General features: G+C 73.3%; 22 protein-coding genes. 9 read left to right on the top strand and 13 right to left on the bottom strand.

Annotated elements, in window-relative coordinates:
* Positions 1-13: 13 nt before the first annotated feature.
* Positions 14-1,408 carry an aminotransferase class I/II-fold pyridoxal phosphate-dependent enzyme gene (locus ACXET9_RS08370; RefSeq protein ID WP_457886076.1) on the top strand — a complete coding sequence of 465 codons (1,395 nt, stop codon included), beginning with the start codon at positions 14-16 and terminating at the stop codon, positions 1,406-1,408.
* 172 nt (positions 1,409-1,580) lie between these two features.
* Here the strand turns inward: ACXET9_RS08370 and ACXET9_RS08365 are convergent, their stop codons facing one another.
* Both ACXET9_RS08365 and ACXET9_RS08360 read right to left on the bottom strand, forming a co-directional pair.
* Positions 1,581-2,642, bottom strand: coding sequence for a hypothetical protein (locus tag ACXET9_RS08365; protein WP_457886075.1), 1,062 nt, complete (start codon positions 2,640-2,642; stop codon positions 1,581-1,583).
* A gap of 170 nt (positions 2,643-2,812) precedes the next feature.
* The gene (locus ACXET9_RS08360; RefSeq protein ID WP_457886073.1) at positions 2,813-5,041 is read right to left on the bottom strand and encodes a 3-hydroxyacyl-CoA dehydrogenase NAD-binding domain-containing protein; all 2,229 of its coding nucleotides are present in this window, start codon (positions 5,039-5,041) and stop codon (positions 2,813-2,815) included.
* Positions 5,042-5,315: 274 nt separating this feature from the next.
* Here ACXET9_RS08360 and ACXET9_RS08355 point away from each other — a divergent pair, with 274 nt between their 5' ends.
* Positions 5,316-5,729, top strand: coding sequence for an SIP domain-containing protein (locus ACXET9_RS08355; RefSeq protein WP_457886072.1), 414 nt, complete (start codon positions 5,316-5,318; stop codon positions 5,727-5,729).
* 67 nt (positions 5,730-5,796) lie between these two features.
* Here ACXET9_RS08355 and ACXET9_RS08350 read toward each other — a convergent pair whose 3' ends face one another.
* Together ACXET9_RS08350 and ACXET9_RS08345 are read right to left on the bottom strand one after the other, a co-directional pair.
* Positions 5,797-6,720: a hypothetical protein gene (locus tag ACXET9_RS08350; protein WP_457886071.1), complete on the bottom strand. Its 924-nt coding sequence runs from the start codon at positions 6,718-6,720 to the stop codon at positions 5,797-5,799.
* Positions 6,721-6,894: 174 nt separating this feature from the next.
* A complete protein-coding gene (locus tag ACXET9_RS08345; protein WP_457886070.1) occupies positions 6,895-7,863 on the bottom strand; it encodes a hypothetical protein in 969 nt (322 codons plus the stop codon).
* Between the two features lie 189 nt (positions 7,864-8,052).
* On the opposite strand from ACXET9_RS08345, the gene ACXET9_RS08340 reads away from it, so the two are divergent.
* Entirely contained in the window at positions 8,053-8,547 is a 495-nt protein-coding gene (locus ACXET9_RS08340) for an SRPBCC family protein (RefSeq protein ID WP_457886069.1), read from the top strand.
* Positions 8,548-8,646: 99 nt separating this feature from the next.
* Positions 8,647-9,495, top strand: coding sequence for a GNAT family N-acetyltransferase (locus ACXET9_RS08335; protein WP_457886068.1), 849 nt, complete (start codon positions 8,647-8,649; stop codon positions 9,493-9,495).
* Between the two features lie 70 nt (positions 9,496-9,565).
* On the opposite strand, the gene ACXET9_RS08330 is transcribed toward ACXET9_RS08335, so the two are convergent.
* The 3 genes from ACXET9_RS08330 to ACXET9_RS08320 are packed head-to-tail and all read right to left on the bottom strand — an operon-like array spanning position 9,566 to position 13,019.
* A complete protein-coding gene (locus ACXET9_RS08330; protein ID WP_457886067.1) occupies positions 9,566-10,741 on the bottom strand; it encodes a hypothetical protein in 1,176 nt (391 codons plus the stop codon).
* Complete coding sequence (locus ACXET9_RS08325; protein WP_457886066.1) at positions 10,738-11,856, bottom strand: hypothetical protein; 1,119 nt, start codon at positions 11,854-11,856, stop codon at positions 10,738-10,740. Before ACXET9_RS08325 ends, ACXET9_RS08330 begins: the two co-directional genes overlap by 4 nt.
* Complete coding sequence (locus ACXET9_RS08320) at positions 11,853-13,019, bottom strand: hypothetical protein (RefSeq protein ID WP_457886065.1); 1,167 nt, start codon at positions 13,017-13,019, stop codon at positions 11,853-11,855. The genes ACXET9_RS08325 and ACXET9_RS08320 overlap by 4 nt, the downstream gene beginning before the upstream one ends.
* Positions 13,020-13,185: 166 nt before the next feature.
* Between ACXET9_RS08320 and ACXET9_RS08315 the strand changes: the two genes are divergently transcribed.
* Positions 13,186-13,476, top strand: a complete 291-nt coding sequence (locus ACXET9_RS08315; protein ID WP_457886064.1) for an antibiotic biosynthesis monooxygenase family protein — start codon at positions 13,186-13,188, stop codon at positions 13,474-13,476.
* Positions 13,477-13,510: 34 nt separating this feature from the next.
* Here the strand turns inward: ACXET9_RS08315 and ACXET9_RS08310 are convergent, their stop codons facing one another.
* The 4 genes from ACXET9_RS08310 to ACXET9_RS08295 form a co-directional block, all read right to left on the bottom strand.
* Positions 13,511-14,791, bottom strand: coding sequence for an acyl-CoA dehydrogenase family protein (locus ACXET9_RS08310; RefSeq protein WP_457886063.1), 1,281 nt, complete (start codon positions 14,789-14,791; stop codon positions 13,511-13,513).
* Positions 14,791-16,008: an acetyl-CoA C-acetyltransferase gene (locus ACXET9_RS08305; protein WP_457886062.1), complete on the bottom strand. Its 1,218-nt coding sequence runs from the start codon at positions 16,006-16,008 to the stop codon at positions 14,791-14,793. Before ACXET9_RS08305 ends, ACXET9_RS08310 begins: the two co-directional genes overlap by 1 nt.
* A gap of 670 nt (positions 16,009-16,678) precedes the next feature.
* Entirely contained in the window at positions 16,679-17,569 is an 891-nt protein-coding gene (locus ACXET9_RS08300; RefSeq protein ID WP_457886061.1) for a PRD domain-containing protein, read from the bottom strand.
* 319 nt (positions 17,570-17,888) lie between these two features.
* On the bottom strand, positions 17,889-20,063 hold the full coding sequence (locus tag ACXET9_RS08295; protein ID WP_457886060.1) for a glucose PTS transporter subunit IIA: 2,175 nt from the start codon (positions 20,061-20,063) through the stop codon (positions 17,889-17,891).
* A 508-nt stretch (positions 20,064-20,571) separates the two neighbouring features.
* Between ACXET9_RS08295 and ACXET9_RS08290 the strand changes: the two genes are divergently transcribed.
* The 4 genes from ACXET9_RS08290 to pdxH all read left to right on the top strand — a co-directional run bounded on the left by ACXET9_RS08290 (position 20,572) and on the right by pdxH (position 24,129).
* Positions 20,572-21,084: an N-acetyltransferase family protein gene (locus tag ACXET9_RS08290; protein WP_457886058.1), complete on the top strand. Its 513-nt coding sequence runs from the start codon at positions 20,572-20,574 to the stop codon at positions 21,082-21,084.
* 145 nt (positions 21,085-21,229) lie between these two features.
* Positions 21,230-22,777, top strand: a complete 1,548-nt coding sequence (locus ACXET9_RS08285) for a glycoside hydrolase family 5 protein (RefSeq protein ID WP_457886057.1) — start codon at positions 21,230-21,232, stop codon at positions 22,775-22,777.
* A gap of 81 nt (positions 22,778-22,858) precedes the next feature.
* A complete protein-coding gene (locus ACXET9_RS08280) occupies positions 22,859-23,260 on the top strand; it encodes a hypothetical protein (protein ID WP_457886056.1) in 402 nt (133 codons plus the stop codon).
* A gap of 89 nt (positions 23,261-23,349) precedes the next feature.
* Positions 23,350-24,129 (top strand): pyridoxamine 5'-phosphate oxidase, encoded by a 780-nt coding sequence (pdxH, locus tag ACXET9_RS08275; RefSeq protein WP_457886055.1) that lies wholly within the window; start codon positions 23,350-23,352, stop codon positions 24,127-24,129.
* 103 nt (positions 24,130-24,232) lie between these two features.
* Here the strand turns inward: pdxH and ACXET9_RS08270 are convergent, their stop codons facing one another.
* Both ACXET9_RS08270 and ACXET9_RS08265 read right to left on the bottom strand, forming a co-directional pair.
* Positions 24,233-24,697 (bottom strand): META domain-containing protein, encoded by a 465-nt coding sequence (locus tag ACXET9_RS08270; RefSeq protein WP_457886053.1) that lies wholly within the window; start codon positions 24,695-24,697, stop codon positions 24,233-24,235.
* Between the two features lie 220 nt (positions 24,698-24,917).
* Positions 24,918-26,546 carry an MFS transporter gene (locus ACXET9_RS08265; RefSeq protein ID WP_457886052.1) on the bottom strand — a complete coding sequence of 543 codons (1,629 nt, stop codon included), beginning with the start codon at positions 26,544-26,546 and terminating at the stop codon, positions 24,918-24,920.
* Positions 26,547-26,550 lie beyond the last annotated feature (4 nt).

Below are 26,550 nucleotides of genomic sequence, written 5' to 3'. Positions count from 1 at the left end.
GAAGACTCGGCGCATGAGCATCGCCTCCCCCTCACCCCGTCCCGCGGGCGCCGCGCACACCGCGCACAGCGCAGGTGCCGACACCGTCGCCGCCGACGTCGCCACGACCGGCCCCTGGACGCAGGCCGCGAGCGCCGCCGGCCTGCTGGCCGCGGCCGCCGCTGGCCCGGGCCTCGATCTCGCCCCGCAGGCGCGGCCGACGGTCTTCGCCCGCATGTCGGCCCTCGCCGCGCAGACGGGCTCCCTGAACCTCGGCCAGGGCTTCCCCGACACCGATCCGCCCAAGATCGTGGCCGAGGCCGCGGTCGCGGCGATCCGCGCGGGCCGCAACCAGTACCCGCCGGGCGCCGGGGAGGCGGTGCTGCGGGAGGCGATCGTCGAGCACCAGCGCACCTGGTACGGCCTGGACTGGAACGCCGACCGCGAGGTCCTCGTGACCACGGGCGCGACCGAGGCGCTGGCCGCGACGATCCTCGCGCTCGTCTCCCCGGGCGACGAGGTCGTGACCCTCGAGCCCTTCTACGACCAGTACGCGGCGATGATCGCCCTGGCCGGCGGCGTCCACCGCACGGTCCCGATCACCGCGACATCGGGTCCGACGGACGGCCCGGCGGCCGACGCCACGTCCGAGACCCCGGCCGACGCCGCATCCGGCGCCCCGTCCGACGATCTCGCGCTCGCGGTCGACATGGCCGCCCTGCGCGCCGCGATCACCGACCGCACCCGGCTGATCCTCGTGAACTCCCCGCACAACCCCACCGGGATCATGCTCCCCGACGCGCTGCTCGCGGCGATCGTCGAGGAGGCGATCGCGCATGACGCGATCATCGTGACCGACGAGGTCTACGAGCACCTCGCCTACGACGCGCCGCACCGTCCCGCGGCGACCTTCCCCGGCGCCCAGGACCGCACCGTCTCGATCTCCTCGGCGGGCAAGACCCTGTCCGTGACCGGCTGGAAGATCGGCTGGGTGACGGCGCGGCCCGAGCTCGTCACCGCGATCACCGGCGTCAAGCAGTGGCTGACGTACACCTCGGGCGCGCCCTTCCAGGGCGCGGTCGCGGAGGGCCTGCGGATGGACGCCGCGGCCTTCGCGGCGATCGCCGACGATCTCCGCGGCAAGCGCGACCTGCTGGTCGACGGTCTGCGCACGGCGGGCTTCCGGGTGGCGATGCCCGCCTCCGGCTACTTCGCGGTGGCCGACGGGTCGGTGCTCGGCGAACCCGACGCGGAGGCGCTGTGCGACCGTCTGCCCGAGGAGGCGGGGGTCGTGGCGATCCCGCTGAGCGCCTTCTGCCGCGATCGGCCCGACGCGCGGCCGCTGCTGCGCGTCGCCTTCTGCAAGGACACCGCGACGATCGAGCAGGCCGTCGAGCGCCTCGCCGCCTGGGCCGCGCCCCACCGCTGACGAACGCCGACGGTCGCGCCCCGGCGCCGTCGGCCCTCGGCCGCTCGCCTCGCATGAACGCGACGAAGGGTGCGGGCCCGCAGGCCCGCACCCTTCGTCGCGTCTCGCTCGGACCGGAGTCCGTCGGGTCAGCTCGACCCGCTGATCCGCTCGACCCGCTCGACCCGCCGGGTCAGCTCGCGGCGACCCAGGTGTCGTCGGCGTAGAAGTCCCACAGGACGGAGACGGTGAACATGCCGGTCTCCACCTGGTCGGCGGGGATGGCGATGGCCTCGTTGTAGGAGACCGTGCCGCCGTCGTAGACCTCGCTCCAGTAGTCGTCGGAGTCCGGTGCGACGAGCGACGAGTACGAGTACACGTTGCCGTTGGAGCCGACGTACTCGAGGGACAGGTCGAAGCCCGGGGTGGCGCTGTCGCTGCCGTGGTAGACCACGGTGACGGGGACGAGGATGTAGACCTCGCCGTCCTCGGGCTGCTCGTTGAAGGAGTTCTCCGCGAGGATCTCCTCGGCCGCGTCCCAGTCGATCTCGCCGATGGTGACGTCGAAGGTGCCGCCCTCGCCGTCGTCGAGCGTGAAGGTCTCGCCGATCGCATACGGCGCATCGCGCGTGCCGCCGCCGGTCGCGCCGGACGCCCCGGTGTCGCCGCCCTCGGAGGTCTCCTCCTCCGTGGTCTGCTCCTCGGTGGTCTCCTCCTCGGTGGTGACCTCCTCGGTCGTCTCCTCCTCGGTGGTGACCTCCTCGGTCGTCTCCTCCTCGGTGGTGGCCTCCTCGGAGGTGGACGGCGAGGTGGTCTCCTCCTCGTCGCCGCCGCCGCGGGTGAACAGGAAGATGCCGCCGCCGACGATGATCAGCAGGAGCGCGAGGACCGCGCAGCCGGCGCACACGAAGATCGCGATCTTCTTGTTGTTGCGCGGGGGCTGGGCACCGAACTGGTCCGTCCCGGAGGCGTTGTAGTCACCGCCGAAGGACGGGGAGCCCTGGCTGTAGTCGCCGGCGAACGAGGGCGAGCCCTGGCCGTACTCGGCCGACGGCGAGCCGTAGCCCTGCTGGCCGAAGGACTCCGTCGGCTGCTCGCCGAAGCTCTCGGTCGGCTGCTGGCCGTACGAGTTCGCGGACTGCTGGCCGTAGGCGTCGGCCGGCTGCTGACCATAGGCATCGCCCTGGCCGTACCCCTGCTGACCGTATCCGTCGGAGCCCTGCTGGCCCCATCCGTTCTGCGGTGGCTGTGACATCTTCTCGCCGACGCCGTCGAACGGCGTCGCCCCCTTCTCCCGTGCATCGTGGCAACGTCGGACAGGTCCGACGTTCCGCATGATACTAGGGCGAGACCCGCCTCACATCTCCCGGAGCATCGCAGTCTGATCACAAGGTGTGCGGCTATGCGCACGGCCGGGGAGTCGCGTCAGCCGCGGGCGAAGGCCGCGCCGTGGAAGGCGCGACCGGCACCGCGCTGGGAGGCCCCTGAGGCATCGAGGTACGGGGTGACGCCGCCGCGGTGGCGGGGGAAGCCCGCGCCGAGGATGAGGGCGAGGTCGATCTGCTCGGGCCGCTCGACGACGCCGGCGTCGAGCATCAGGCCGATCTCCTCGGCGAGCCCGTCGAGGACCTTCTCGAGCAGCGCCTCTCCGACCGGGGCCGACGCCGCCGCCGATGCCCCGGACGCCGCACCGGACGACGCAGGCCCGTCGGCCGCCCCCTGCCCCGAGCCCGCGGCGCGCGCGGCGGCCTCGGCGACGGCCGCCGCGACCGGCTGGTGCACGACGCCGCGGACGCGATCGGTGAAGCGTCCGCCCTGCTCGGCGAGGGCGTGCAGGGTCGAGGAGGCGTGGAAGCGGTCCCCGAGCTCCTCGGCGAGCACGACGCCGACATGGTCGGCGACGGCGAGGCCGACGAGGTCCAGCAGCTCGAAGGGGCGCATGGGCATGCCGAGCGCGTCGAGCGAGGCGTCGATCTCCGCGGGTTCCGCGCCGGCGTCGACGGAGGCGAGGACCGCGCCGAGGACCCGGAAGAGCAGGCGGTTGACGACGAAGCCGGGGGCGTCGGCGCAGCGGACCGCGAACTTCCGCAGCCGTCGGACGACCTCGAGCCCGGTCGCGAGGGTCGCCTCGTCGGTCGCCTCGGTGTGGATGACTTCGACCAGCGGCATCTTCGCCACCGGGTTGAAGAAGTGCAGGCCGACAACCCGTTCGGGGTGCGCGAGGCCCTCCGCCATCGCCGCGACCGACAGCGAGGAGGTGTTGGTGACGAGCAGCGCGTCGGGGGCGAGCACGCCCTCGAGCTCCGCGAAGACGGAGCGCTTGATCGCGAGGACCTCGGGGACGGCCTCGAGGACGAGGTCGCAGTCGGCGAGGTCGGCGACGTCGTCGGTCGCGGCGAGCGCCGCCGAGACCGCCTTGGCGTCCTCCTCGCCGAGCTGGCCGCGGGCGGCGGCCTCCGCGACGACGCCGCGGGCATGGGCGAGGCCCTTCGCGGCGATGTCGGCGTCGAGGTCGCGCATGATCACGGGAACGCGCAGGCCGAGGGCCAGCTGCGCGGCGATCTGCGAGGCCATCAGGCCGGCGCCGGCGACGCCGACGCGACGGATCTCGCGGGCTCCGTCGACAGGCCGACGGCCGGGCTTGCCGCGGCGCAGCAGCTCGGCGGCGTAGAGGGAGGCCGCGGCCGACGGACTCTCGACGAGGGCGACGAGCGCCTCGGCCTCGCGGGCGAGGGCCTCCTCGAGGGTCGAGCCGGGCAGCGACTGCAGCAGGGCCATGGCGCGGGCGACGGCGGGCGCGCCCTGGGCCTCGCGGCGCGCAGCCCAGGTCCGACGGGTCTCGGCCGGGCCGTGCGCGGCGTCGAGGGCGTCCAGCAGGGCCTCCGCCTCGGGGGTGTCCGCCGCGGGGATCGGGGAGGTGCGACCGGACCAGGGCGCCCGCCCGGGGCCCGCGGGATCGGAGCCGGGGGCGTCGGACGCGTCGTCGACGTGGGCGGCGACGACGGCCGCGAAGGCGTCGAGCGCGGCGTCGAGGTCGTCGGCGAGGGCGTCGACGAGACCGATCTCGAGCGCCTGCGCGGCCGACAGCTGCCGGTCGCGAGCGGGATCCTCGAGGATCATCCGCACCGCGTCCTCGGCGCCGACGACGGACTGCAGCAGCGTGGTGCCGCCCCAGCCGGGCAGGATGCCGAGGCTCGTCTCGGGCACGCCGATGCCGCGGGCGGACGGCACGGCGGTGCGCACGTCGGCCAGTAGCGCGACCTCGAGGCCGCCTCCGAGGGTCGCGCCGTTGAGGTGCGCGAGGAGCGGGACCGGGCTGCGGCGCACGCGGACCTGCAGGTCATGGACGATCGTCGTCATGGCGCCGACGTGCGCGACGGCGGATTCGTCGGCGAACATCGCGAGGTCCGCGCCGGCCAGGAACACGCGGCCGACGCCGGTCAGCGCGATCGCGCCGATCTCCCCGGCGTCCGCGCGGTCGAGGGCGGCGGAGACGGCGCCGACGACGGCCTCGACGGAGCGGGGCCCGAGCGTCGGCGGCCGCGAGTCCTCCCCCTCCGGCGGCGCGAAGGTCACCACGGCGACCTTCCCGAGCGAAGGATGGTCCCGGTCCTCGGCGAGGACGCGGGTGATGTGCTCGGTGTAGCTGGTCATCAAGGTGCCTTCCAGGATCTCGTCGTCGAGCTGAGGGCCCCGCGGGATCGTCGTCGGCGCTCCGGCCGGAGCACTCGCCGGCGCTCTCGCCGAGGCGATTCCTGATACCGCGGGTTTCAGATAGAGCATGCCCCAGGGGGCGCGGCGATGTCCACCCGGCCGGTCGGCGCCCGTCGACGTCGACCGCATCTCACTGGTGAGGCAAGCCTTGCCTTGTCGGTTTACGCGCGCATACGGTAGCGATCACCCTCCGCCCCCTCGTGCAAGGACCGATGTGCTGAACCATCACGAGCGCTTTCTCCTGATCGGCGACGAGAGCGACCTGCCCCATCTCCGCGCCATGATGGACAGCTTCCCCCACCACGCCACGGGGAACATCTACGTCGAGGTCGCCGGCGCCCGCTCGCCGCTGCTCTGCACCCCGCCCGGGTTCTCGGTGACGCTGCTCCGCCGCCGCAGCGACGACCCCCGCCTCCCGGGCGCGCGCGCCTGCGCCGCCCTCGAGTCCTGGGTCGACGAATGGGTCCACGGGGATCACGAGCACCGCGAGAGCCACACCATCTGGGTGGGCATGCCGGGCAACCCGCTCGTCGAGCGGATGTGCGAGACGCTCCTGCACCGCTGCGCGGAGCTGCACCTGCATCGCCCGTGCACCGGCAACTGCCAGGACGCGCCGCAGACCAGCTGAGCGGGCGGCGGGGCCGCCAAGGCCGTCGGGGCCGTCGGAGCCGTCGGGGCCGTCGAGATGTCCGAGATCAGACGTCGATGTCGTAGAACAGGGTGTCGCCGGACATCGAGCCCACCGAGAGCATCATCCCCTCGCGGTCCTCGTCGAGGACGACGAAGGCGACGCGCACCGTCGTGCTCTCCCCGCCGGTCAGCACCTCGCTCGTCGCGAGCGGATCGGGCACGAGGCCGCCGCCCGCCTCGGGGTAGTCCCTCCAGACGGTCGCCCCCGTGATCCAGAGCTCCTCGGACGGCGCGAGGCTCCCCGTCCCCGCGTACTCGACGTCGAGGGTGACCACCACGAGCGAATACCCCTCCTGGAGCACGTCCGCACCCTGCGCCCCGGGGAGGGTCGCGTCGGTGTCGACCTCGGCGGCCCGGACCGTCACCGTTCCGCCCTCCCAGACGTCCCAGCTGAAGGCGTGCTCGCCGACGGTCGCCGGCCTGTCGTAGAACCCGGTGCCGTCGGCGACCTCCTGACCGTCGGAGTCGGTGACCACCCCGATGCCGTAGGTGCCCAGGTCTCCGTAGCCGGGGTCGTCGTCCGTCGGACCCTCCCCGGCCGCCATCCATCCGGCGATGCCGATGGTCGCGACAGCAAGCGCCAGGCAGCTCAGGAGCACGATCACGCCGGCGACGATCGCCCCGATCGCCCATCCGGGCATGCGCCGACGCGCCGTTCCGCCCGGCTCGGGCGCCCCGGACCCGCTCGGTCCGCCCGGGCCCTCCGGCCCGCCCGGCAGGTCGCGCTCCGCGGTGGCGACCCCGCCGGGCGCCGTGCGCACGCCGGTCGAGGCGGAACCGGCTGCGCCGGCGGCGGCGGAGCCCGCGCCGGAGCCCGTCCCGGGGGCCGACGACGTCCCGGAGTAGTCGGGGAACGAGGGGGACGCCGGCTCCTGGCCGGCCGACGCCGACTCCCAGCCATAGGAGTTCGGGGGCGACGGTGTGCTCATGGCTCGGATCCTAGTGTCGAGATCGGTCGAGAGCACGCGCATCGGGCCGTCCCGATGCAGGTCGTTCAGCATGCGGGAGGCGCATCTCGGGACTCCCCCGAGCCCCGGGATGCGCCTCCACCCCTCGGTTCCCGCTCGCCCAGCATCCTCGCGGGCCCTCGCGGGCCCGCCGGGTCACCCCTGCGGCAGCAGCGCGACCGCGTACTCGACGCTGTCGGTCTGCTTCTGCGAGACGCCCTGCGCGGTGGCGTACCAGCTGCCGTCGCCGGCGCCGTCGGCCGTGCCGGTCACCTCGCAGAGCGCGTGCGCACCGTCATCGAGGATCTGGCAGTCGATCGCGAGGTCGGCCGGGAGGTCGCCGTCGGCCTGGTCGGAGAGCAGGATCGCGTCGAGCACCCCGCTCTCGAGATCGTCCTTCGCGACGGAGGCGGCGTCCGCTCCGGCCGCGTCGCCGATGACGACCGCCGCGCCCGCGGGGACGGTGAAGTCCGTGTCGACGCCGGAGCCGATCGAGTAGATCAGCGCGGTGCTGCCGAAGGCGGTGGGGACGAGCCGCACGGTGACGTCGAGCTGCTCGCCCTCCCCCGGGCCGTCGTACTCGGTGCCGGTGTAGATGCAGGTGGCGGCCTCGCCGTCGAGGACGGCGGTGCCCGAGCACTTCACGTCGGTCCCGCCGAAGTACTCCTGCCCCTGGATGTCGAGGGCGCCCATCTCGGTCAGCCCCTCGCCGACGCCGTACAGGTTCTGCTGGACGAAGAAGCGGATGCCGTCGCCCGCGTCGAAGGGCTGCACGGCGATGGTGCCCGCCCAGTCGTCCGGGAGGGTCACCTCGGAGCCGCCGCCGGAGCCGTCGTCGGAGTCGTCGCCCCCGCTCCCCTGGTCGTCGTCATCCCCCTGGTCATCGCCGCCCTGGTCGTCATCCCCCTGGTCGTCGCTCCCCTGGTCGTCGCCGCCCTGGTCGTCGCCGGCGCCTCCGGCATCGCTCTGCGAGGAGTCCCCGCCGGAGGCGCTCGTCCCGGTGTCGTCGTCGGCCGCGCCGGAGCTCCCGCATCCGGCGACGAGCAGGGCGGTCGCCGCGAGAGCGGCGAGCCGGGCGGTCCGGCCGACGTCGGTTCTGCCTATGGCGGTCGTAGTGGTGCGCATGATGATCCCTCTCCCCCTGGGTTCCCGTCGGCCACGATGCCGGCGGTGCTGCGTCGGTCGACGCCACGTCATGGACTTTACGATCTCTTGACGATTCATGGCAAGACTCTTTACGCGTCGTCCACATAGCGTGCAGATGCTCGCAAGGCTCGACCCGCCCGCCCGTCGGACGACCGAAGGAGCTCGATCATGCCCGTCACCGACATCACCACTGATCAGGGCGCTCTCACGATCACGATCACGGCCCGCTTCGCGGCGCCCGTGCAGAGGATCTGGGACATCTACGCCGATCCGCGCCAGCTCGAGAAGGTGTGGGGGCCGCCCTCGTACCCGGCGACCGTCGTCGACCATGCGCTCGTCCCCGGTGGGCGCATCACGTACTACATGACCGGCCCCGAGGGCGACCGCCACTCCGGTTGCATGGACATCCTCAAGGTCGACGAGCCGACGTGGTTCCACTTTCGCGACGGCTTCGCCGACGAGGACTTCACGCCCGACGCCTCGCTGCCGACCGCCGTCTCCACCAGCACCTTCACCCCCGACGGCGAGGACGGCCAGAGCACGCTCGCGGTCTACGTGACGACCTACCCCTCCCTCGACGGGCTGCGGACGGTGCTCGACATGGGCGTCGAGGAAGGCTCGCGCACCGCGATCGACCAGATCGACGAGCTGCTCCTCGGCTGAGGCGCGTCCCGCTCGACCCCGCGCCTCCCGGCGTCCACCGTCCGGACACCCCGCGTACAGTGGACGCGGCTCCGGACGCCGGGAAGGACCTCGTCTTCGATGACCACCGTTGGATCCCCAGGATCCCTGCCCGCCCCTGCCCCGGAGGACCCGCCGACCGGACCGGGCGGAGGCGACGCCCTGCCGACGGGGGAGGATCCGCACGCGGGCGATGACCCCTTCACCGGTGCTTGGGCCGAGGACGCGGTGCTCGACAACCCCGTCTGGTCGGCGCTGACGGGCGCCCACGCCCGCTTCGCGATCCGTGCCGACGGCAGCGCTGTCGCCTGCGGCGGCGAGGATCTCGTGCTCCGCTACCCGTCGGACATATCCCCGTTCATCGGCGTGCGCGACTGGTCGCATCCGGGGGTGTGGGACGCCCTGGCCGCCATGGTCGGGCCCGACGCGCAGGTCAGCGTCTCGCACACCGATCAGGAGCCGCCCGTCGGCTGGTCCTGGGCGTTCCGCGTTCCCGGCGTGCAGCTGGTGGCGACCGAGCACCTGTACGCGACCCCGGACCCGGAGGTCATCGAGCTGGGTGCGGTCGACGTGCCGGAGATGCTCTCCCTGGCCTCGCGCACGCAGCCGGGCCCCTTCCTCCCCCGCACGCACGAGATGGGCCGCTATGCGGGCATCCGCCGCGAGGGCCGGCTCGTGGCGATGGGCGGCGAGCGCCTGCGGCCCGACGGCTGGACCGAGATCAGCGCCGTCTGCGTGGACCCCGAGCATCGGCGCGGCGGGCTCGCCTCGCGGATCGTCCTCGACGTCGCCTTCCACATCCTGCAGCGCGGCGATCGCCCGATGCTCCACGCCGCCGGGACGAACGTCGGCGCGATCCGCGCCTACGAGAAGGTCGGCTTCGCGCTGCGTCGCGAGGTCGTCTTCGGGGCCGTCCGCACGCCCGCCTGAGGAGCGCCCGCCCGTCGGCCGACGGACCGGGCTCGCCGGCCGGCGGACAGCGGGCGGACCGGCGGCACCGTCAGGCGACCGACGTCGGGCCCGGGGCGAAGCTCAGGTCGAAGGAGACCTCGGCGGCGTCGCCGATCTCCTCGACGAGGCCCTCCCAGGACGCCAGCGGGTCAACCTCGAGCGTGCAGCGCGCGGATTCGACCGCGAGGGGCACCTCGACGCGCAGCCAGGTCCCGCTGAGCACGTCGGACGCGGGGGCGAGATCCGTCTGCTCGATGGCGGTGCCGTCGTCGAGCTCGAGCACGAGGCGGCGCAGCAGCGTCTGCGCGATCTCGTGCTCGTCGAGCTCCGAGGCGGGGTCGTCGGCGCCGTAGGTGGACTGGTCCAGGATGAGGCTGATCCAGAGGATCTGGGTGCCGGTCTCCGGCCAGGTGCCGTCGACGTCGACCGGGGCGGTGAAGATCTGGCGGGGCCACGCCGTGAGGCGCGTGCGGGCCCCGTCGGGCCCGTCGACGTCGACGACGCGGTACAGCTCGTTCAGATCCGCGAGTTCACGGTCGCCGTCCTTCACGACGACCTCGTCGTGGCGCCCGTAGAGCAGCTCGACGTCGGAGGTGACGCGCGTGCCGTCGATCAGGCTGAGCTGCTGCGACTTCCCGTCGGTCACGACCGTGAGCACCGCATCCGAGGGCGCCGGGTCCGCGGGCACCCGCATCAGATAGGTGCCGGTGGCGACATAGGTGGCGGACACGTCCAGCGCGGTGCCCTCGGCGTCGAGGGTCGCCTGAACGACCGACGAGCCGGTCACCGTGTACGGCGCGTACGTCGGCCCGCCCCACCACTGCTGCTCGACCTCGAGCCGCACGAGCAGGAACTGCTGGCCGTCGGGAGCGACCACATCCTCGCCGCCGTCGTCGCTGAAGACCCCGTCGAGAGCCTCCGCGTCGGCGGCCTCGAAGCGGTCGGCGAGGAGGGTGCCGCGCACCCGCCAGGTGCCCGCCGAGGAGATCAGCGCCTGCGCCTGATCGCCGACGGGCTCGAGCATCGTGGTCGCGCGGTCCGCGCGGAGCAGGACCGGGTCCTCGCCGAGGGTCGCGTAGCGGTCGTCGGACCGGCTGCAGCCGGCGAGCGCGAGGACGGCCGACGTCGCCGCCGCGGCCCCGCCGAGGACGACGACTCGCCGACCGGGCGCGGGGAGGCCGGGCGCAGAGAGGGCGAGCGGGGTGCGGGTCGGGCTGCGGGTCATCGGTCCTCCCGGGTGATCGTCACGGCGATCTCCTCCGTGCCCAGGTCGACGGGCTCGCCGTCGATCTCGGCGGAGAGCGCGAGGCGGACGGTCGCGGCGTCGAGGTCGCCGGGGACCTCGAAGCGGATGCGGGTCCCGCCCTGCGAGGCGAAGGCCGCCGACGGGTCCCCGTCGGGCTCGGCCTCGCTCCCGTCGGGCAGCACGAGGGCGAAGGTGCTGGTCTCGACGGCGCCGGGCAGCGGCACCAGGACGGCGAGGGCGACGCCGAGCACGACGCGGCCGTCGGCGGGCCAGGTGCCGTCGGCGCGGACGGGGCTGACCTCGACGTCGGCGACGCAGCCGGCGAGCAGCGGGCCCCCGGCGAGGCGGTCGTCGTCGCGCTCCCAGGCGCGGCGTTCGGGCGCGGCGGTCGCGGCCTGCGCGTACCAGGACTCGATGTCGCTGGCGACGCGGGTCCCGTCGAGCAGGCTGAGGCTCTGGAGCATGTCGCCGTCGGCGATCTCGATGATCGCGTCGGCGGCGGCCAGGTCGGCGGGGACCGAGGCGACGATCGTCCGCGCACCGCGATCCTGGAGGGGGTCCGCGGTGTACGGGCGCAGCGGCCCGAGGACGCTCTCGACCTCCGTGCCGCCGATGACCGCGCGGTCGGTGTAGTCGGCGCCCTCGGGCCATTCAAGGGCCATGGTGCGGGCGCCCTGGGCGACCACCAGCGCGATCAGGTACTTCTCGCCGTCGGCGGGGAACCAGGTCTCCGAGGTGGCCAGGGACGGGGCCGGCAGTCCGAGCTCCGCGCCGACCCTGCGCGGCAGCGAGTCCAGGAGCACGGAGGACTCGACGCGGCAGCGCATGCCCGGCAGCTCGACCGCATGGTCGAGATCGTCGGGCAGGGCGACGAGCCCGTCGACGCCGGAGGGCCGGCCGGGGAGGACGACGGCGATGCCGGGCGCCGTACGATCGTCGTCGGCCGTGCAGGCGGACAGCGCGAGCGCCGCCGCGCCGGCGCCCGCGAGGCCGAGCGCGCCGCGGCCCAGCAGCGCCCGACGGTCCAGGGCGGGGCCGACGTGGGGGCCGACGGGCGCGTCGGCCCGGAGACGGCGGGCGGGGCGCGCGCTCATGCGTCGTCTCCGGAGACCGGGGTGCCCGTGACGGTGAAGCGGAGGCCCTCGCCGAGGCCGAGCGCCTCCGCCAGCCCCTCGCGGCGGGGCAGGACGTCGAGGCCGATGACCGCCTCGACCGTCGTGAAGTCGGCGGGGACGGAGAACCAGACCACCCAGGTGTCCCGCGAGGAGAGGCCGAGGGAGCCGCTGTGCATGACGTGCTCGACGAGGGCGGGCTCGACGGACGCCTCCCCGTCGGCGGTCGCCGTGGCGGCGCCGATGCGCACGGGATAGAAGAGGAGGGCCTTGTCGAGGTCGCGCATCAGCGACTGCTGGGTGTCGACGAGGACGGCGAGATGCTGGCGTCCGTCGTCGGCCCAGCCCAGCGCGGTCGACAGCGGCGTGGCCCATGCGCCGTTGAGGTAGACGGAGAGACTGTCGCGGTTCCCGCGCTCGTCCTCGGCGTCGAGGTAGAGGGAGCTCGAGTCGTCCTCGCCCTGCGCGTAGTCCTCCACGGCGGAGCGTCCGTAGACCTGCGGGACGTCGCTGCTGATCAGCGAGCCGTCGACGAGGCTGAGCCGTTGGATCTTCCCGTCGGTCTCCACCTCCAGGACGGCCTCGTCGGGCGCCGGATCGGCGGGGACGCGCAGCAGCCAGGCCGATTCGGAGAGCCACAGGTCCGCGGTGGCGGCGACCTCCTCGCCGTCCCGGACGACGATCAGGCGGGCGGTCGTCACCGGCCCCGCCCCCGTCAGCCAGTCCGTCCCGTCGGTGCTCGCGGTCTGCCAGCCGCGGCCCTCGCGGACGAGGGAGACCACCAGGTAGACCTCGCCCTCGGGCGCGACGACGTCCTCGTCGGTCGCCATGAACCGGTACAGGCGGTCCTCGAGCTGATCGGCCGTGAACCGGTCGATCAGGCCGACGCCGTCGACCGCATAGGCGCCGTCCGGCGTCGCGAGGACGCCGGCGCCCTCGCCCGGTCGCTCGAGCCCCAGGCCCAGCGTCTCGTACACGCGCTCGGGCTCGGTGCCGAGCGTCGCGGCGAGCTCCTCGGCGTCGTCCCCCGCGGTCACCTGCGACGGCACGCAGCCGACGAGCATCCCGCCGAGGCCGACGACGGCGCCGACCGCTCCGACGCGCACCAGCTCCCGCCGTCCGGTCGTCCCGGGCATGGTGGTCATGACGGCCCCCTGGTTCCCCTCTCGCCCCCTGCGAGGTGCGGACCACTCTAGTCGGGCGGCGGGCGGGAGGACCGTCGGCCCCGCGGCACCCGTGGGCGCGCGAGAGGATGGACGAGGACGGATGGGGCTGGCCCGGCCGTCCGGATCGTTCCCCAGGAGGGCACCTGTGACCGTCGTGAAGATCAACCGCCTCGCCGTCCCCGCCGGTCAGGAGGCCGAGCTCGAGAAGCGCTTCGCCGCGCGCAAGCGCTCCGTGGACGGCGCGCCCGGCTTCGAGGGCTTCGAGCTGCTGCGCCCCGCCGCCGGCGCCGAGGAGGACCGCTACTTCGTCGTGACCCGCTGGGCCGACGAGGAGAGCTTCCGCGCCTGGGCCGATCAGCGCACGCCCCGGGACCCCTCGAGCACGGTCTCCCGCGCCGAGGGGATCCTCGAGTTCGAGGTCGTCGACCTGGGGTGAGGGGGCGCCGCAGCGCCCTGGCCCCGCCCCGGGCTCACACGAACGCGCTCACCCCCGTCACCGCGCGCCCGACGATGAGCGACTGCATGGTGTCGGTGCCCTCGTAGGTGTGCAGGGCCTCGATGTCGCTGCGATGGCGGACCACACGGTTCTCGAGCAGGATGCCGGAGCCGCCGAGCAGGTCACGGGCGTCGGACGCGATCTCGCGGGCGCCGCGCGTGCAGTGCACCTTCGCGAGCGAGGCCTGCTGCGGGGTGATCGTGCCGGCCTCCTCGAGCTGCGCGAGGCGCACGCAGTACAGCTGCATCGAGGTGAGGGTCTGCAGCATGTCGGCGAGGCGCACCTGCACGTGCTGCGCCTTCGCGAGCGGGCGCCCGAACTGGATGCGGGTGCGGGCGTGCTCGAGGGCGGCCTCGTAGCAGGCGGTCGCATGCCCGAGCGCGCCCCAGGCCACGCCCGCGCGGGTCGCGAACAGCACTCGCGAGGTGTCCTTGAAGGAGCGGGCGCCGGGCAGGCGCGCGTCGCGCGGAAGACGCACGTCGGTCATCCGGATGTGCGCCTGGTGGATCGCTCGCAGCGCGACCTTCCCGCGGATCACCTCGGCCTCGTAGCCCGGCAGGGACTGGTCCACGAGGAAGCCCGAGACCTGGCCGTGGAGGGCGTCGTCGGACGGGTCGTCGACCCGCGCCCACACGACCGACAGCCGGCAGCCCGCCCCGTTGCCGATCCAGCGCTTCTGCCCGGAGAGCACCCACTGGTCGCCGTCGCGGCGGGCCACGGTCTCCAGCGAGACCGAGTCGGAGCCGTGGTCGGGCTCGGTCAGCGCGAAGGCGCCGAACTCCTCGCCGCGGGCGAGCGGCTCGACCCAGCGCTCCTTCTGCTCATCGGACCCGAGCAGCACGATCGAGCGCAGCGCGAGCCCGCCCTGCACGCCGACCATCGTCCCCAGCGAGCCGTCGATGCGGCTGAGCTCCATGTTCACCAGGCCCGTGCCGAGCGGCGTCAGCGCCCGATGCCCCGGCAGGCCGAGACCGTCGGTCAGCAGGTCCGCCGCGCCCAGCTCACCGATGAGCTCGGTCGGGTAGTCGCCCTTCTCCCACGCCTCCTCGAGCAGGTCGAGGCGGCCGACGAAGCGGCGCGCCGCCCGCCACGCCTCGAGGTCGGCGCCGTCGACGCCCTGGAAGAGCGCGAAGTGGTCCTGCTCGATGGGCAGCAGCTCCGCGGGGCTCTGCGCCTCGGCCGACGGCCGCGAGACCACGGGCCCGGTCCCGATGCTGGGGGCGGGGTCGGTGATCCAGTCGTTCTGGCTGGTCATCAGGACATCCTTTCGATGATGAGGGCCATGCCCTGGCCGCCGCCGACGCACAGCGTCGCGAGGCCGAGCGCGCCGTCGCGCTCCTGCAGGCCGTGGAGGAGGGTGGTGGTCATGCGGGCGCCCGTCGAGCCCCACGGGTGGCCGAGGGCGATCGCGCCGCCGTGGACGTTGAGACGGTCGTGGTCGATGCCGAGATCATCGGCCGACGGGAGCACCTGCGCCGCGAAGGCCTCGTTGAGCTCCACGAGGTCGATGTCGCCGATGCTCATCCCGGCGAGCGCGAGCGCCCGACGGGTCGCCTCGACGGGTCCGAGGCCCATGACCTCGGGGCTCAGGGCCGACACCCCGGTCGAGACGACCCGGGCGAGCGGCTCGATGCCCAGGTCGCGGGCATGCTGGGCCTCCATGAGGACGAGTGCGGCGGCGCCGTCGTTCAGGGGGCAGCAGTTGCCGGCGGTGACGGTCCCGTCGGGCCGGAAGACGGGGTCCAGGGCGCCGACGGACTCGAGGGTCACGCCCGCGCGCGGGGAGTCGTCGGCGCCGACGGTCGAGCCGTCGGGCAGGGTGACGGGCGTGATGTCCCGGGCGCTGAAGCCGGAGGCGATCGCGGCCTCGGCACGGTTCTGCGAGGTCACCGCCCATTCGTCCTGCGCCCGCCGGGAGACGCCGCGCAGCTCGGCGACGTTCTCGGCGGTCTGGCCCATGAGGATGTAGGCGTCGGGCAGCTCGCCGTCCTCGCGGGGATCGTGCCAGGGGGCGGGGATCTCGCGGCTCGCGCGCCGCGCCGTCCGCTCCCAGGCCTCCCGGTAGCGGGGATCGCGGGCGTCGTCGTCCATGAGGCGGCCGGTGCTCATAGAGATCGACTCGACGCCCGCCGAGATCACGGCCTTCGCCTCCCCCGCCGCGATCGCGTGGAACGCGGCCCGGGTGGTCTGGATCGACGAGGCGCAGAACCGCGTCACGGTCGCGCCGGGCACGGCGTCCATCCCGAGGCCGACGGCGACCGTGCGAGCGAGGTTCCCACCCTGGTACCCCTCGGGGATCGCGCAGCCCAGCTGCAGGTCATCGATGGTGCTCGGGTCGAGCACGGGCACCTGATCCAGGGCCGCGCGGACCATCTGGGAGGCGAGGTCGTCCGGGCGGACGTCCTTCAGCGACCCCTTGCGGGCGCGTCCGATGGGCGAGCGGGAAGCGGCGACGATGACGGCCTCGGGCACGGGAATCTCCTTCGACGACGATGTCTGGGACGAGCATGCGGAGCAGGGCGGACAGGGCTGTCCGGACAGGGCGGTCCGGACAGGGCGGTCCGGCACGCTCCGGGCTCCGCACGGCACGTTACCTGATACTACGGGTTCCAGTTACTCCGCGGAAGGGATCGCGAAGGTCCGCTCGAGGGATCCGCTCGGGGAATCTGATCGGGGGGTCTGATCGGGGGGTCTGATCGGGGGGTCTGATCGGGGGGTCTGATCGGGGGGTCTGATCGGGGGATCTGCTCGAGGGATCTGCTCGGGAACCCGAGGGGCCGGAGCCTGAGCAGTGTCCCCCAGCGACCGCTAAAGCGCATTCATAACGGACACCAGGGGACACTGCTCCCTCCGGTGCCCCTCAGATGCCCGTCCGGTGCCCCTCAGATGACCCGATCACCCTCAATGCGCCACCCCCACGCGACAACGGACCCTCACAGAGCAACCAAGCAGCCGAGCAGGCAAGAGCGCGAGCAGTGTCCCCCAGCGACCGCTAAAGCGCATTCATAACGGACGCCAGGGGACACTGCTCCCCTCGGCGGCGGCTCGAGGCCCACTCAGACCAGCTCAGACCCGCTCAGGCCAGCTCAAGCTCCCGCTCCAGCCCCCGCTCAAACTCCCGCTCCAGACCCTGTGCGAGCCCTCACTCGCCCGCGGTCGCCCCCGGGCCCGCACCCGCCCCGATCGCGGCGGCGGCTTCGGCTTCCAGGGTCATGCGGGCGACGTGGAGGGCGAGGTAGGAGACCTCGTCGGGCGAGAGGTCGTCGCCCATGCGGAGGCGGACGATGACGGCGAGCTGCTCGGCGGTGCGGGTGGCGTCGGGGTAGGCCTCGCGGATGGTGCGGCCGATGACGGACTCCTGACCGTCGAGCTGACGGTGCTGCTGGATGCGCACGAACATGTAGCGGACGTGGGTGATGAAGCGGGCGGCGGCCATCGAATGGCGGTCGACCTCGATGCCGAAGCGCTCCCCCACGACCGCGAGCATCTGCTGGATGACGCCGGTCATGGTGTAGGTGAACGAGAGGTCGCCGGTGGAGAAGCCGGCGTTGACCAGGTGCATCGCGAGAGCGGTGGCCTCGCGGTCGGGAAGCGGCGGGTCGACGCGCCGGTTGACCTCGACGAGGAGGCGTCGGGCGCGGTCGTACTCGTCGGGATAGAGGGTGCGGACCTCGACCTCGAGCGGGTACTCGATCTCCATCTCGTTGCGGAGGCGGTCGAGGGCGCCGGAGACGTGGTCGGCGACGGCGATCGCGAGGGTGGGGCGGGAGGACTGGGGTCCTTCGATGCCGGTCTCGCGCAGGGCGATGACGACGGCCCGGAGGACCTCCTGGTCGATCATCGCGAAGGCCTCGGCGAGGTGGTCGGGGTCGCGCCCGTCGGCCGGGACGAAGACCTGGACGATCTTCGCGGGGTCGACGGGGTCGCCCGGCCGTGCACGGAAGCCGAGGCCGCGACCGGTGAGGATGACGCCCTGACCGGTCTCGTCCCGCGAGAGGACGACGTTGTTGTTGAGAACCCTGAGCACCTTCATCGGCTCAGTCCCTCTCCTCTCCTCGTCGAGAACGCCATCGCCCGCAGCGCGTCAGCCGTCAGCCGCCAGCCGTCAGCCGTCAGCCGTCAGCCGTCAGCCGTCGATCGTCGGCCGTCGCCCGCAGGCACCGGCGGCACGTCCCGTCGGGCGCCGGGATGCGCCGGGCGCGACGGGACGCGTCCCTCTCCTGGGAGGGTACGCGTCCCGTCGCGCCGGGTCACGGGCGAAGGGCCCGCTGTGGACGGCGCGCCGACGACGGGCCGGCCACCGCGGCCAGCGGCAGCCGAGCCCAGCCGTCGGCGCCAGCCGAGCCCAGCTGTCAGCGCCAGCCGCCGTCCCGTCGCCAGCGGCGGACGACGACCGCCGTCTCGCCGGCCGCGACGTCCTTCGCGGGGGCGGGCTCGACGGCGGTGAAGGTCGCGGTGTTCGGCACGGTCAGCAGGGTGACGGTGTCGTAGCCGGCCTCGGTGACGGCGTCGAGGTCGACGATCGCGAGGAGGTCGCCGCGGCGGACCTTCTGGCCCTGCTCGGCGCGGACGTCGAAGCCGCGGCCCTCCATCTTCACGGTGTCGATGCCGACGTGGACGAGCACCTCGGCGCCGCCGTCGGCGAGCATGCCGAAGGCGTGCCCGGTCTGGGCGACGGAGACCAGCAGGCCGTCGGCCGGGGCGACGATCCGCCCGTCGGACGGGATCACGCCGACGCCCTCGCCGAGGGCGCGCGAGGCGAACACCGGATCGGAGACGTCGTCGAGGGAGACCATGCGTCCGGCGACGGGCGCGGTGATCACGACCTCGTCTGCGGATGCTCCGGTCGACGCGGCTCCGGCCGACGCAGCTCCGGTCGACCCGGCACCGTCCTGTGCAGCACCGGCCGACGCGGCGGCCGGGGCCGACGAGGTCGCCTCGGCACCCACGCCGGCACCTGCGGCGGCGGCGCCCGTGGCGGCACCCGCGCCGACGGTCGCGAGCACGCGCTCCTCGGCGGCCGGGGCCGCGGCGGCGTCGCGCTGGGCGTCGGCCTCGGCGCGCTGCTCGGGGGTCATGTAGTCGGAGACGTACACGAGGACCATGGCGACGACGAACGCGGCGGTGATCGCGATGACGTAGGTGAGCATCGGGTCGAAGACCGGGATGGTCAGCAGCGAGGTGAAGGCGAAAGCCCCGGTGTTCACGCCGCCGAGCAGGCCGACGATGACGCCGCCCACGAGGCAGCCGACGAGCATGCGCGGGTAGATGCGCTTGAAGCGCAGGTGGATGCCGTAGAGGGAGGGCTCGGAGATGCCGCCGAAGAGGCCGGCGGCGAGGGCGCCGGTCGCGGTCTGGCGCATCTCGGCCTCGCGGTGGCGGATCGAGAGCAGCAGGACGCCGGCGGTGGCGCCGAAGCAGGCGAAGTTCCAGGCGCCCATGGGGCCCTGGATGAAGTCGTAGCCGAGGGCGTTGATGTTCTGGAGCATGAGGGCGTTCAGCGGCCAGTGCAGGCCCAGCGGCACCAGGAACGGGTACAGCAGCGGGATGAGGATCGCGAAGACGATCGGGGCGTTGCCGTTGAGCCAGGAGAGGCCGCTGCCCAGGCCGTTGCCGGCCCAGATGCCGAGGGGGCCGACGAGGAAGGCGGTCACCGGGATCATAATCAGCATCGAGAGGAACGGGACGAAGACGAGCTGCACGTTCTCGGGGAAGATCCGCTGCAGGCCCTTGTAGACGAGGGCGAGCAGGGCGACCATCATCAGCGGCACGAACACCTGGCCGCCGTAGTCGTTCAGCTGCATGGGCAGGCCGAACACGGTGGCGACGCACTGCTGGGTGCCGAGCAGCTCGTTGGTGGTGCAGGTGACGCCGGGGACGTTCCCGTCGATCAGCGAGAGGTAGTTCGGGGTCATGACGGCGGCCATGACGGCCGCGCCCACCCAGGCGTCGATCTGCAGCTTCTTGGCGGCGTTGTACGCGACCATGATCGGCAGGAAGTACAGCACCGAGCGCCACATGGCGTCGACGAAGACCCAGGTCGCGGACTTGTCGTCGGCGCGGAAGTCGACGACGCCGAGGGCGTCGAGGACGGAGGCGATCGCGATGATCAGCGAGGCGCCGAGCAGCACGCCCATGAGGGGGCGGAACGAGTCGGAGAGGTACTCGAAGAAGGCGTCGACCCAGGCGAACTTCCCCTTGGACTTGGCACGGATCGCGGCCTTGACCTCGGCGTCGGTCTGCTTGCGGGGGGCGCCGCCGGCGGCCATCGTCGGCAGCGCCATGATCTGCGCGTACACGTTGGCGACGGCGCCGCCGATGACGACCTGGAAGCGGTCGCCGGACTGGGGGACGGTGCCCATGACGCCGGAGAGGGCGTCGAGGGACTCCCGGTCGACCTGGTCGCCGTCGTGGAGCTGGAAGCGCAGGCGGGTCGCGCAGTGGGTGAGGCTCTCGATGTTCTCGGGTCCGCCGACGCCGCGGACGATGTCCTCGGCGATCGATCCGGACGATGAGGAGGTGCTCATGATGCGTCCTCGCATCCTTCCTGGGGTCCTGGGGTCCTGGGGTTCAGGGGGTCGTGAAGCTCAGGGGGTCCTGGGTTTCGGGCAACAAAAAAGACCCGGTCCCCAGGGTGCGCGGAAGCGCACGGCACGGGGCCCAGGTCTTGCTCCCCCGAGAGTCCGGGGGATGACAATCCTTCGACGAGCAGCTCGAGTCCGGATGAACGGACGGCGAGCTCCGTCGTTCGACTCGGAACCATAGCAGGCTCCGCGGGCGGCGCAACCGGGACCTGCGTCCCGATCGCCGTCGGACGCCCGCCCGGCGGCCGACGCCCCGGCCCGCCCGGCCCCGACGCCCGGGCCCGACGTCCGGGCCCGGGCGTCGGGGCCGGACGTCCGGGCCCGACGTCCGGGCCCGACGTCCGGTCCGGCGAACGGCCGACGGACACGTGACGAACGCCCGACGTTCTCTGAGCCACGATCGGCCCGGACGGGGGTGCGCGCTCGCGATCCGGGGTGCAGAATGCCAGCCATGCCCGCACCCGTGCGCACCTATTCGATCGATGTCCCGCTCCCCGAGGACGCTCCCGCGATCGCCCGCATCCACGTCGGCGGATGGCGCGAGGCCTACGCGCATCTGCTCGACGAGTCCTGGTTCTCGGAGGATGCGGTCGCCCGTCGGACGGTCCAGTGGACGCAGTGGCTGACCCCGGGCAATCCGGCGCATGACGAGGGCGTCTACCGCATCGGACGCGACGGCTGCGGCACCCCGATCGGGCTCGCGGCCTCCTGGCCGGTGCGCGACGAGCTCCCCGTGCGCGACCTCGAGCTGTCGCTGCTGTACGTGGACCGGGCCTGGTGGGGCACGGGCCTGGCCGACTCTCTGGTCTGCTCGGTGATCGGCGACTCCCCCGCGAGCCTGTGGGTCGCCGAGGACAATCCGCGGGCCCGCCGCTTCTACGAGAAGCTCGGCTTCGCGCCCGACGGCACCCGCCAGACCGAGCAGCAGCTCGGGGGCATCGAGGACATCCGCATGGTGCGCTGACGCGCCGACGCCGGCACGCCGCCGCGCGCGGTCGAACGCGGGAGCCTTCCGGACATCTCCGGACAGATCCCTCGACCTTCGGCCCGACCGTTGACTTTCTTTCGTCGTCGACCTAACTTTGGCGTCCACCGACGAAAGGACAATGATGTCGATCTTCAGCACCTCCCTCTCCCGCCGGACGGCGCTGGCCGGGACCGCGAGCCTGCTCGCGCTCGGCACCGTCGCCGTCTCCGCCACCACCGCTCCCCGCGCCGCCGGCGCCACCCCCGGGATCCACGTCTCGGGGCGGAAGATCCTCGAGGCCGACGGCACCGAGCTCGTCCTGCGCGGCATCAACCACGCCCACGCCTGGTACCCCGACGAGACCACCGGCGCCCTCGCCGGCATCAAGGCCACCGGTGCGAACTCCGTCCGCGTCGTCCTCTCCAGCGGCGACCAGTGGACCGAGACCACCGCATCGGCGGTCTCCTCCATCGTCGCGGCCTGCACCTCGAACAAGCTGATCGCGATTCTCGAGGTCCACGACACCACCGGCTACGGCGACACCGCCTACGCCCCGAACGCCGTCTCCCTCGACGCCGCCGTCGACTACTGGGAGGGCCTGGTCTCGACGCTCGCGGGCACCGAGGACCGGGTCATCATCAACATCGGCAACGAGCCGCTGGGCAACGACACCGCCTCCCAGTGGGTCTCCGCGACGTCGTCGGCGATCTCCCGCATGCGCCAGATCGGCTACGAGCACGCGATCATGGTCGACGCCCCGAACTGGGGCCAGGACTGGTCGGGCACCATGCGCGACGGCGCCGCCAGCGTCGCCTCCGCCGATCCCGACGGCAACACGATCTTCTCCGTGCACATGTACGGGGTCTACGGGACCGGCTCGGCCGTCACCGACTACCTCGAGGCCTTCGTGTCCGCGGGCCTGCCGCTGGTCGTCGGCGAGTTCGGCGACACCCACTCCGACGGCGACGTCGACGAGGACGCGATCATGTCCGAGGCGGAGCGCCTCAGCATCGGCTACCTCGGCTGGTCCTGGAGCGGCAACGGCAGCGGCGTCGAGTACCTCGACATCGTCAACGACTTCGACGCCTCCTCGCCGAGCGCCTGGGGCACGCGCCTCATCGACGGCGCCGACGGCCTCCGCGCCACCTCCACCGAGGCCTCCGTGTTCTCCGGCTCCGGCGGCGGGAACGACGGGGGCGACGACGACGGGGGCGACGACGGCAGCGGCGGCTCGTCGGCCGCGACCATCGCGGACTTCGAGAGCGGCACCGGCTCCTGGACCGGCGACAACCTGTACGGAGGCCCGTGGCAGTCGGGCGAATGGGCCGCCGCCGGCTCGTCCTCGCTGAAGGCCGACATCATCATGTCGGGCGGGTCGCAGCACTACGTGCGCCTCACCTCGGACCGCGACCTCAGCGGCGCGAGCACCCTGAGGGCCACCGTCCGGCGCGCCACCTGGGGCGATGTCGGCAGCGGCCTGAACGCGAAGCTCTACGTGAAGACCGGCAGCGGCTGGTCCTGGGCCGACGGCGGCGCCGCCTCCGTGTCGACCTCCAGGACGACGCTGAGCCTCTCGCTGTCCGGGATCTCGAACCTCTCCGCGGTCCGCGAGATCGGCGTCCAGTTCGTCTCCTCGAGCAACAGCTCGGGCCAGACCGCGATCTACCTCGATCAGGTGGAGACCGTCTGACCGGATGATCCCCCCAGGGTCTGATGCGGCCGCGCCCGTGAGCGGACGCGGCCGCATCGGCCCCGGCGGCATCCTCGAAGCATGAGGAACACCGCCACCGCCACCGCCACCAGTCGCATCGCCACCAGCCGCACGGCCGCCCGTCGCACCGCCGCCGCTCCTGCCGGCCGCGCCGCCTCCGCCGCCCCGATCGCCTATCGCCCGCTCCCCGAGCTGTGGGGCGATGTCGAGTCCCTGCGCACGATCCGCGCGCTCCGCGCCGAGGCCGCCGCCCGCGGGATCGACCCGTCGCTGCTCGAGATCGACGCCGACGAGCTCGCCGCCGCGACCGCCCCGTCGCGCGCCCCGGGCACGGCTGTCACGGCGGGCACGGCCGGCGCAGCGGGCACGGCGAGCACGTCCCGCCGGTCTCGCCCCTCGCGCCCGGCGCGCCGCTCCTGGCGCGGACGTCGCGCGCACGCCCGTCACCTCGCCGCCGCCTGATCCCTTCCGCGCCGCGGCGCGCACCTGCCGCGCGACGCCGTGTGAACCGTCGTCCCATCGCCCCGGCGGCGCAGGCCTAGGATCCGATCATGAGCACGTCCTCCGACGTCCCGCGCAGCCCCGACGCCTCCCGCACCCCCGCGGCCCACGACCCCGCGGCCCGCAATCCCGCTGTCCGCAGCCCCGCCTCCCCGGCCGACCTCGCGGAGCGCCTGCCGCTCGAGCACATCGACTATCTCGCCGGGAGCCTCGCCGACGACGCCCCCGCCGACCCCCTCGCGCTCTTCGACGCCTGGCTCGACGACGCCTTCGCCCGGCGCGACCTGCACGGCGACATCTCCGACCCGTCGGCCGTCGTGCTCGCCTCGATCGCTCTCGACGAGGCGGGCGCGCCCCGGCCGCGCACCCGCACCGTGCTGCTGAAGGGCCGCGACGAGCGCGGCTTCGTCGTCTACACCAACCGGGAGTCCGCGAAGGGCCGCGAGCTCGCCGCGACCCCGCAGGCCTCGCTGCTGTTCCCCTGGTACGCGCTGCAGCGCCAGGTGCGCGTCGAGGGCCGGGTCGAACGGGTCTCCGACGCGGAGTCCGATGCGTACTTCGCCCGTCGGCCGCGCGGATCGCAGCTCGGCGCCTGGGCGTCGGACCAGTCCCGGCCCGTCGGCTCCCGCGAGGAGCTCGAAGCGCGGTACGCCGACGCCGAGGCGCGCTTCGCCGGGCGCGACGTGCCGCGCCCGGACTACTGGGGCGGCCTGCGCCTGCTCCCCGACGCCCTCGAGTTCTGGCAGGGCCGGGCGAACCGCATGCACGACCGGATCGCCTTCGCGCTGGGCACCGACGGCGTCTGGCGGCGGGAACGCCTGCAGCCCTGACCCGGGGCGGACCCGGGACAGGGCTGAACTGGGCTGGACTGAGTCGGGCCTGACAGGACCGGGGTGGACCGCGACCGTCGGGCTCTCGGGGGCCGCGAGCGGGTCAGGCGGCGGCGAGCCGGCCGATCTCGGCGCCGTCGGCGTCGCGGACGATCAGCTCGGTCCCGTCGGCGGCGACCTCGGCGGTGGCGCCGGAGCCGAGCCACTCGTCGACGCCCACGCAGGCCATCATGGTGCCGGCGACGACGCCGAGATCGATGGACGAGGCGTCCTCGGCGAGGGTGCCCGTCCCGGCGAGGGCGTTGCAGCCGTCGCCGCCGGAGAAGGCGCCGTCCTCGTCGATGGTCAGGGAGGGCTGCCCGGCCTCGTCGGAGCCCCAGCTGCCGACGACGCCCGGGGTCTCCGCGGTGGCGGGGCTGCAGGCGGTCAGCGCGGCGCCGGCGACGACGGCGATGCCCATGATCATCAGCGCCCGGCGGACGACGCCGACCTGGCCCTCCTGCTCGATGGCGAGGGTCGCGGCGCGGGCGGCGGCGGCTCGGTGGGCGCGGTCGAGAGTGCGGGTCATGGCGGGCTCCTCAGGTGCTGTGATCGATGATCACGTCGGTCAGGGGTGACAGCAGATGGGGACCAGCTCCGAGGGGATCCTCGGTGGCTGACACCTGAATTCTTCCAGCCCGCAGCCCCCGATCGCCGGGACGTTCTACCGCTCCTGCCTGGGCGAATGTCACCGTCGGCACGGGACCTTCCGCCCTGGACGGGCCCGCTCCCCCGCGGCGGCCCGCCGGTCAGAGCTCGGGGAGCTCGTCAGGGCGGTAGCGCGGCAGCCGGGAGGCGGGGACCGCGGCGACGAGGCTGACGCCGGCGAGGAGCAGGAAGCCGATCTTGAGGGCGGTCAGGCGCTCCTCCTCGTTGACGGCGACCGCGGCGTCGATCTGGGCGTCGCTCGCGTCGGTCTGCTCGGCGAGGGCGGAGCGGAGGTCGTCGTTGCTGACGAAGTCGACGGAGTCGAGGTCGACCTGGGCGACGAGCTCCTCCGGCAGCTCGGGGTGCTCGGCGACGGCCTGGGTGATGCCGAAGCCGAGCGTGGAGACGAGGACGGCGCCCGTGATGGCGGTGCCGACGGCGGAGGCGAGGTTCTGGGCGGTGCCGCGGACGGAGCCGACATCGCCGGCCTTCTCCGCGGGGGCCGCGGTGACCAGCACGTTAAACACGAGGGTGACGAGTGCGCCCTGGCCGATGCCGAAGACGACGAGACCGAGGATCGTCGGCGGGGTGGCCCAGTTGTTGGAGACCACGAGGGCGAGCCACAGCAGCGCGAGAGTGGTCAGCCCGAAGGCGAACAGGGCGATCGTGCGGGGCGGGAACCGCCGGTAGAAGCGGACCACGAGGGTCGCGGTGACGAACACCGAGAGGTTGAACGGCAGCATCGCCATGGACGTGTCGAAGGGGGTGCGGCCCTGGACGATCTGCACGTAGGTCGGGACGGTGAAGTTCACGGCCGCCTCCATCGCGACGATCGTGAACATCGCCAGCACGGCGGCGCGCTCGCTGGGACGGGCGAGGACGCCGAGGTCGACGAGCGGGCTGCGACCCGCGCGGACGGTGCGGCGGGTCCAGATCAGGAACCCCTGCGCGAGCAGCAGGCCGACGACGACGAGGACCGGCGCGGGCGAGAGCCCCAGCAGCTCGAACGGGGCGGACTCCTTCGCGGCGAGCACGCCCCAGGCGTTGAGGTTGTTGAAGCCGAAGGTGAGGGAGGCGACCGCGAGACCGATGAGGACGGAGGCGACCGCGTCGATGCGGACGCTGCGGTCGCCGGGCTGCGGACGCAGGGTGAAGCTGAGGGCGAAGACGGCCACGGCGATCGCGAGGATCAGGCCGAACAGGGGCCGCCAGCCGACGAGCGTGCCGAGCGTGCCGCCGATGAGGAACGCGGCCATGCCGGAGAAGGCACGGGCGGAGCCGAGCACGCCGACGGCGGTGGCCTGCTGCGCGCCGCGGTAGTGGGCAGCGATCAGGGCGACCAGCGAGGGGACGATGATCGCGGCGGCCATGCCGGCGAGGACCTGGCCGAGGATCGCGCCGTTGATGGAGCGGGCGAGGATCATCGTCAGCGCGGAGCAGGCGAACAGGCCGACCATCACGCGGAACAGCAGCACCCAGCCGAAGCGTCGGCCGAGCTTCGCGCCGGTCATCACCAGCGCTGCGACGACGAGGCCGTAGACCACGATCGTGGTGCTGGCGACCGTCGGCGGGACCCCGAAGGAGTCGACCATGCCGCCGAGGGAGATGGGCAGCGCGGAGACGTTGAAGCTCATCAGCACCTGCGCGAGGAACAGGCACGACATCGGCAGCCAGGACGCCTTCGCAGCGGTCTCTGGGCTCCCGGCGCCTGCGGTCGAGGTGGTGGTCATCAGC

The organism is Brachybacterium netajii (SeqCode) (genome assembly GCF_054114245.1).
This window is presented reverse-complemented; position numbering and strand designations above follow the sequence as displayed.

Excerpts from the sequence above, each read along its gene's own strand:
- pdxH (WP_457886055.1), top strand. The coding sequence starts at position 23,350 with ATGAGCACGTCCTCCGACGTCCCGCGCAGCCCCGACGCCTCCCGCACC.
- ACXET9_RS08265 (WP_457886052.1), bottom strand. The coding sequence starts at position 26,546 with ATGACCACCACCTCGACCGCAGGCGCCGGGAGCCCAGAGACCGCTGCG.
- ACXET9_RS08295 (WP_457886060.1), bottom strand. The coding sequence starts at position 20,063 with ATGAGCACCTCCTCATCGTCCGGATCGATCGCCGAGGACATCGTCCGC.
- ACXET9_RS08330 (WP_457886067.1), bottom strand. The coding sequence starts at position 10,741 with ATGACCCGCAGCCCGACCCGCACCCCGCTCGCCCTCTCTGCGCCCGGC.
- ACXET9_RS08270 (WP_457886053.1), bottom strand. The coding sequence starts at position 24,697 with ATGACCCGCACTCTCGACCGCGCCCACCGAGCCGCCGCCGCCCGCGCC.
- ACXET9_RS08300 (WP_457886061.1), bottom strand. The coding sequence starts at position 17,569 with ATGAAGGTGCTCAGGGTTCTCAACAACAACGTCGTCCTCTCGCGGGAC.
- ACXET9_RS08320 (WP_457886065.1), bottom strand. The coding sequence starts at position 13,019 with ATGACCACCATGCCCGGGACGACCGGACGGCGGGAGCTGGTGCGCGTC.
- ACXET9_RS08325 (WP_457886066.1), bottom strand. The coding sequence starts at position 11,856 with ATGAGCGCGCGCCCCGCCCGCCGTCTCCGGGCCGACGCGCCCGTCGGC.
- ACXET9_RS08285 (WP_457886057.1), top strand. The coding sequence starts at position 21,230 with ATGTCGATCTTCAGCACCTCCCTCTCCCGCCGGACGGCGCTGGCCGGG.
- ACXET9_RS08310 (WP_457886063.1), bottom strand. The coding sequence starts at position 14,791 with ATGACCAGCCAGAACGACTGGATCACCGACCCCGCCCCCAGCATCGGG.
- ACXET9_RS08280 (WP_457886056.1), top strand. The coding sequence starts at position 22,859 with ATGAGGAACACCGCCACCGCCACCGCCACCAGTCGCATCGCCACCAGC.
- ACXET9_RS08340 (WP_457886069.1), top strand. The coding sequence starts at position 8,053 with ATGCCCGTCACCGACATCACCACTGATCAGGGCGCTCTCACGATCACG.
- ACXET9_RS08290 (WP_457886058.1), top strand. The coding sequence starts at position 20,572 with ATGCCCGCACCCGTGCGCACCTATTCGATCGATGTCCCGCTCCCCGAG.
- ACXET9_RS08370 (WP_457886076.1), top strand. The coding sequence starts at position 14 with ATGAGCATCGCCTCCCCCTCACCCCGTCCCGCGGGCGCCGCGCACACC.
- ACXET9_RS08365 (WP_457886075.1), bottom strand. The coding sequence starts at position 2,642 with ATGTCACAGCCACCGCAGAACGGATGGGGCCAGCAGGGCTCCGACGGA.
- ACXET9_RS08335 (WP_457886068.1), top strand. The coding sequence starts at position 8,647 with ATGACCACCGTTGGATCCCCAGGATCCCTGCCCGCCCCTGCCCCGGAG.
- ACXET9_RS08350 (WP_457886071.1), bottom strand. The coding sequence starts at position 6,720 with ATGAGCACACCGTCGCCCCCGAACTCCTATGGCTGGGAGTCGGCGTCG.
- ACXET9_RS08345 (WP_457886070.1), bottom strand. The coding sequence starts at position 7,863 with ATGCGCACCACTACGACCGCCATAGGCAGAACCGACGTCGGCCGGACC.
- ACXET9_RS08360 (WP_457886073.1), bottom strand. The coding sequence starts at position 5,041 with ATGACCAGCTACACCGAGCACATCACCCGCGTCCTCGCCGAGGACCGG.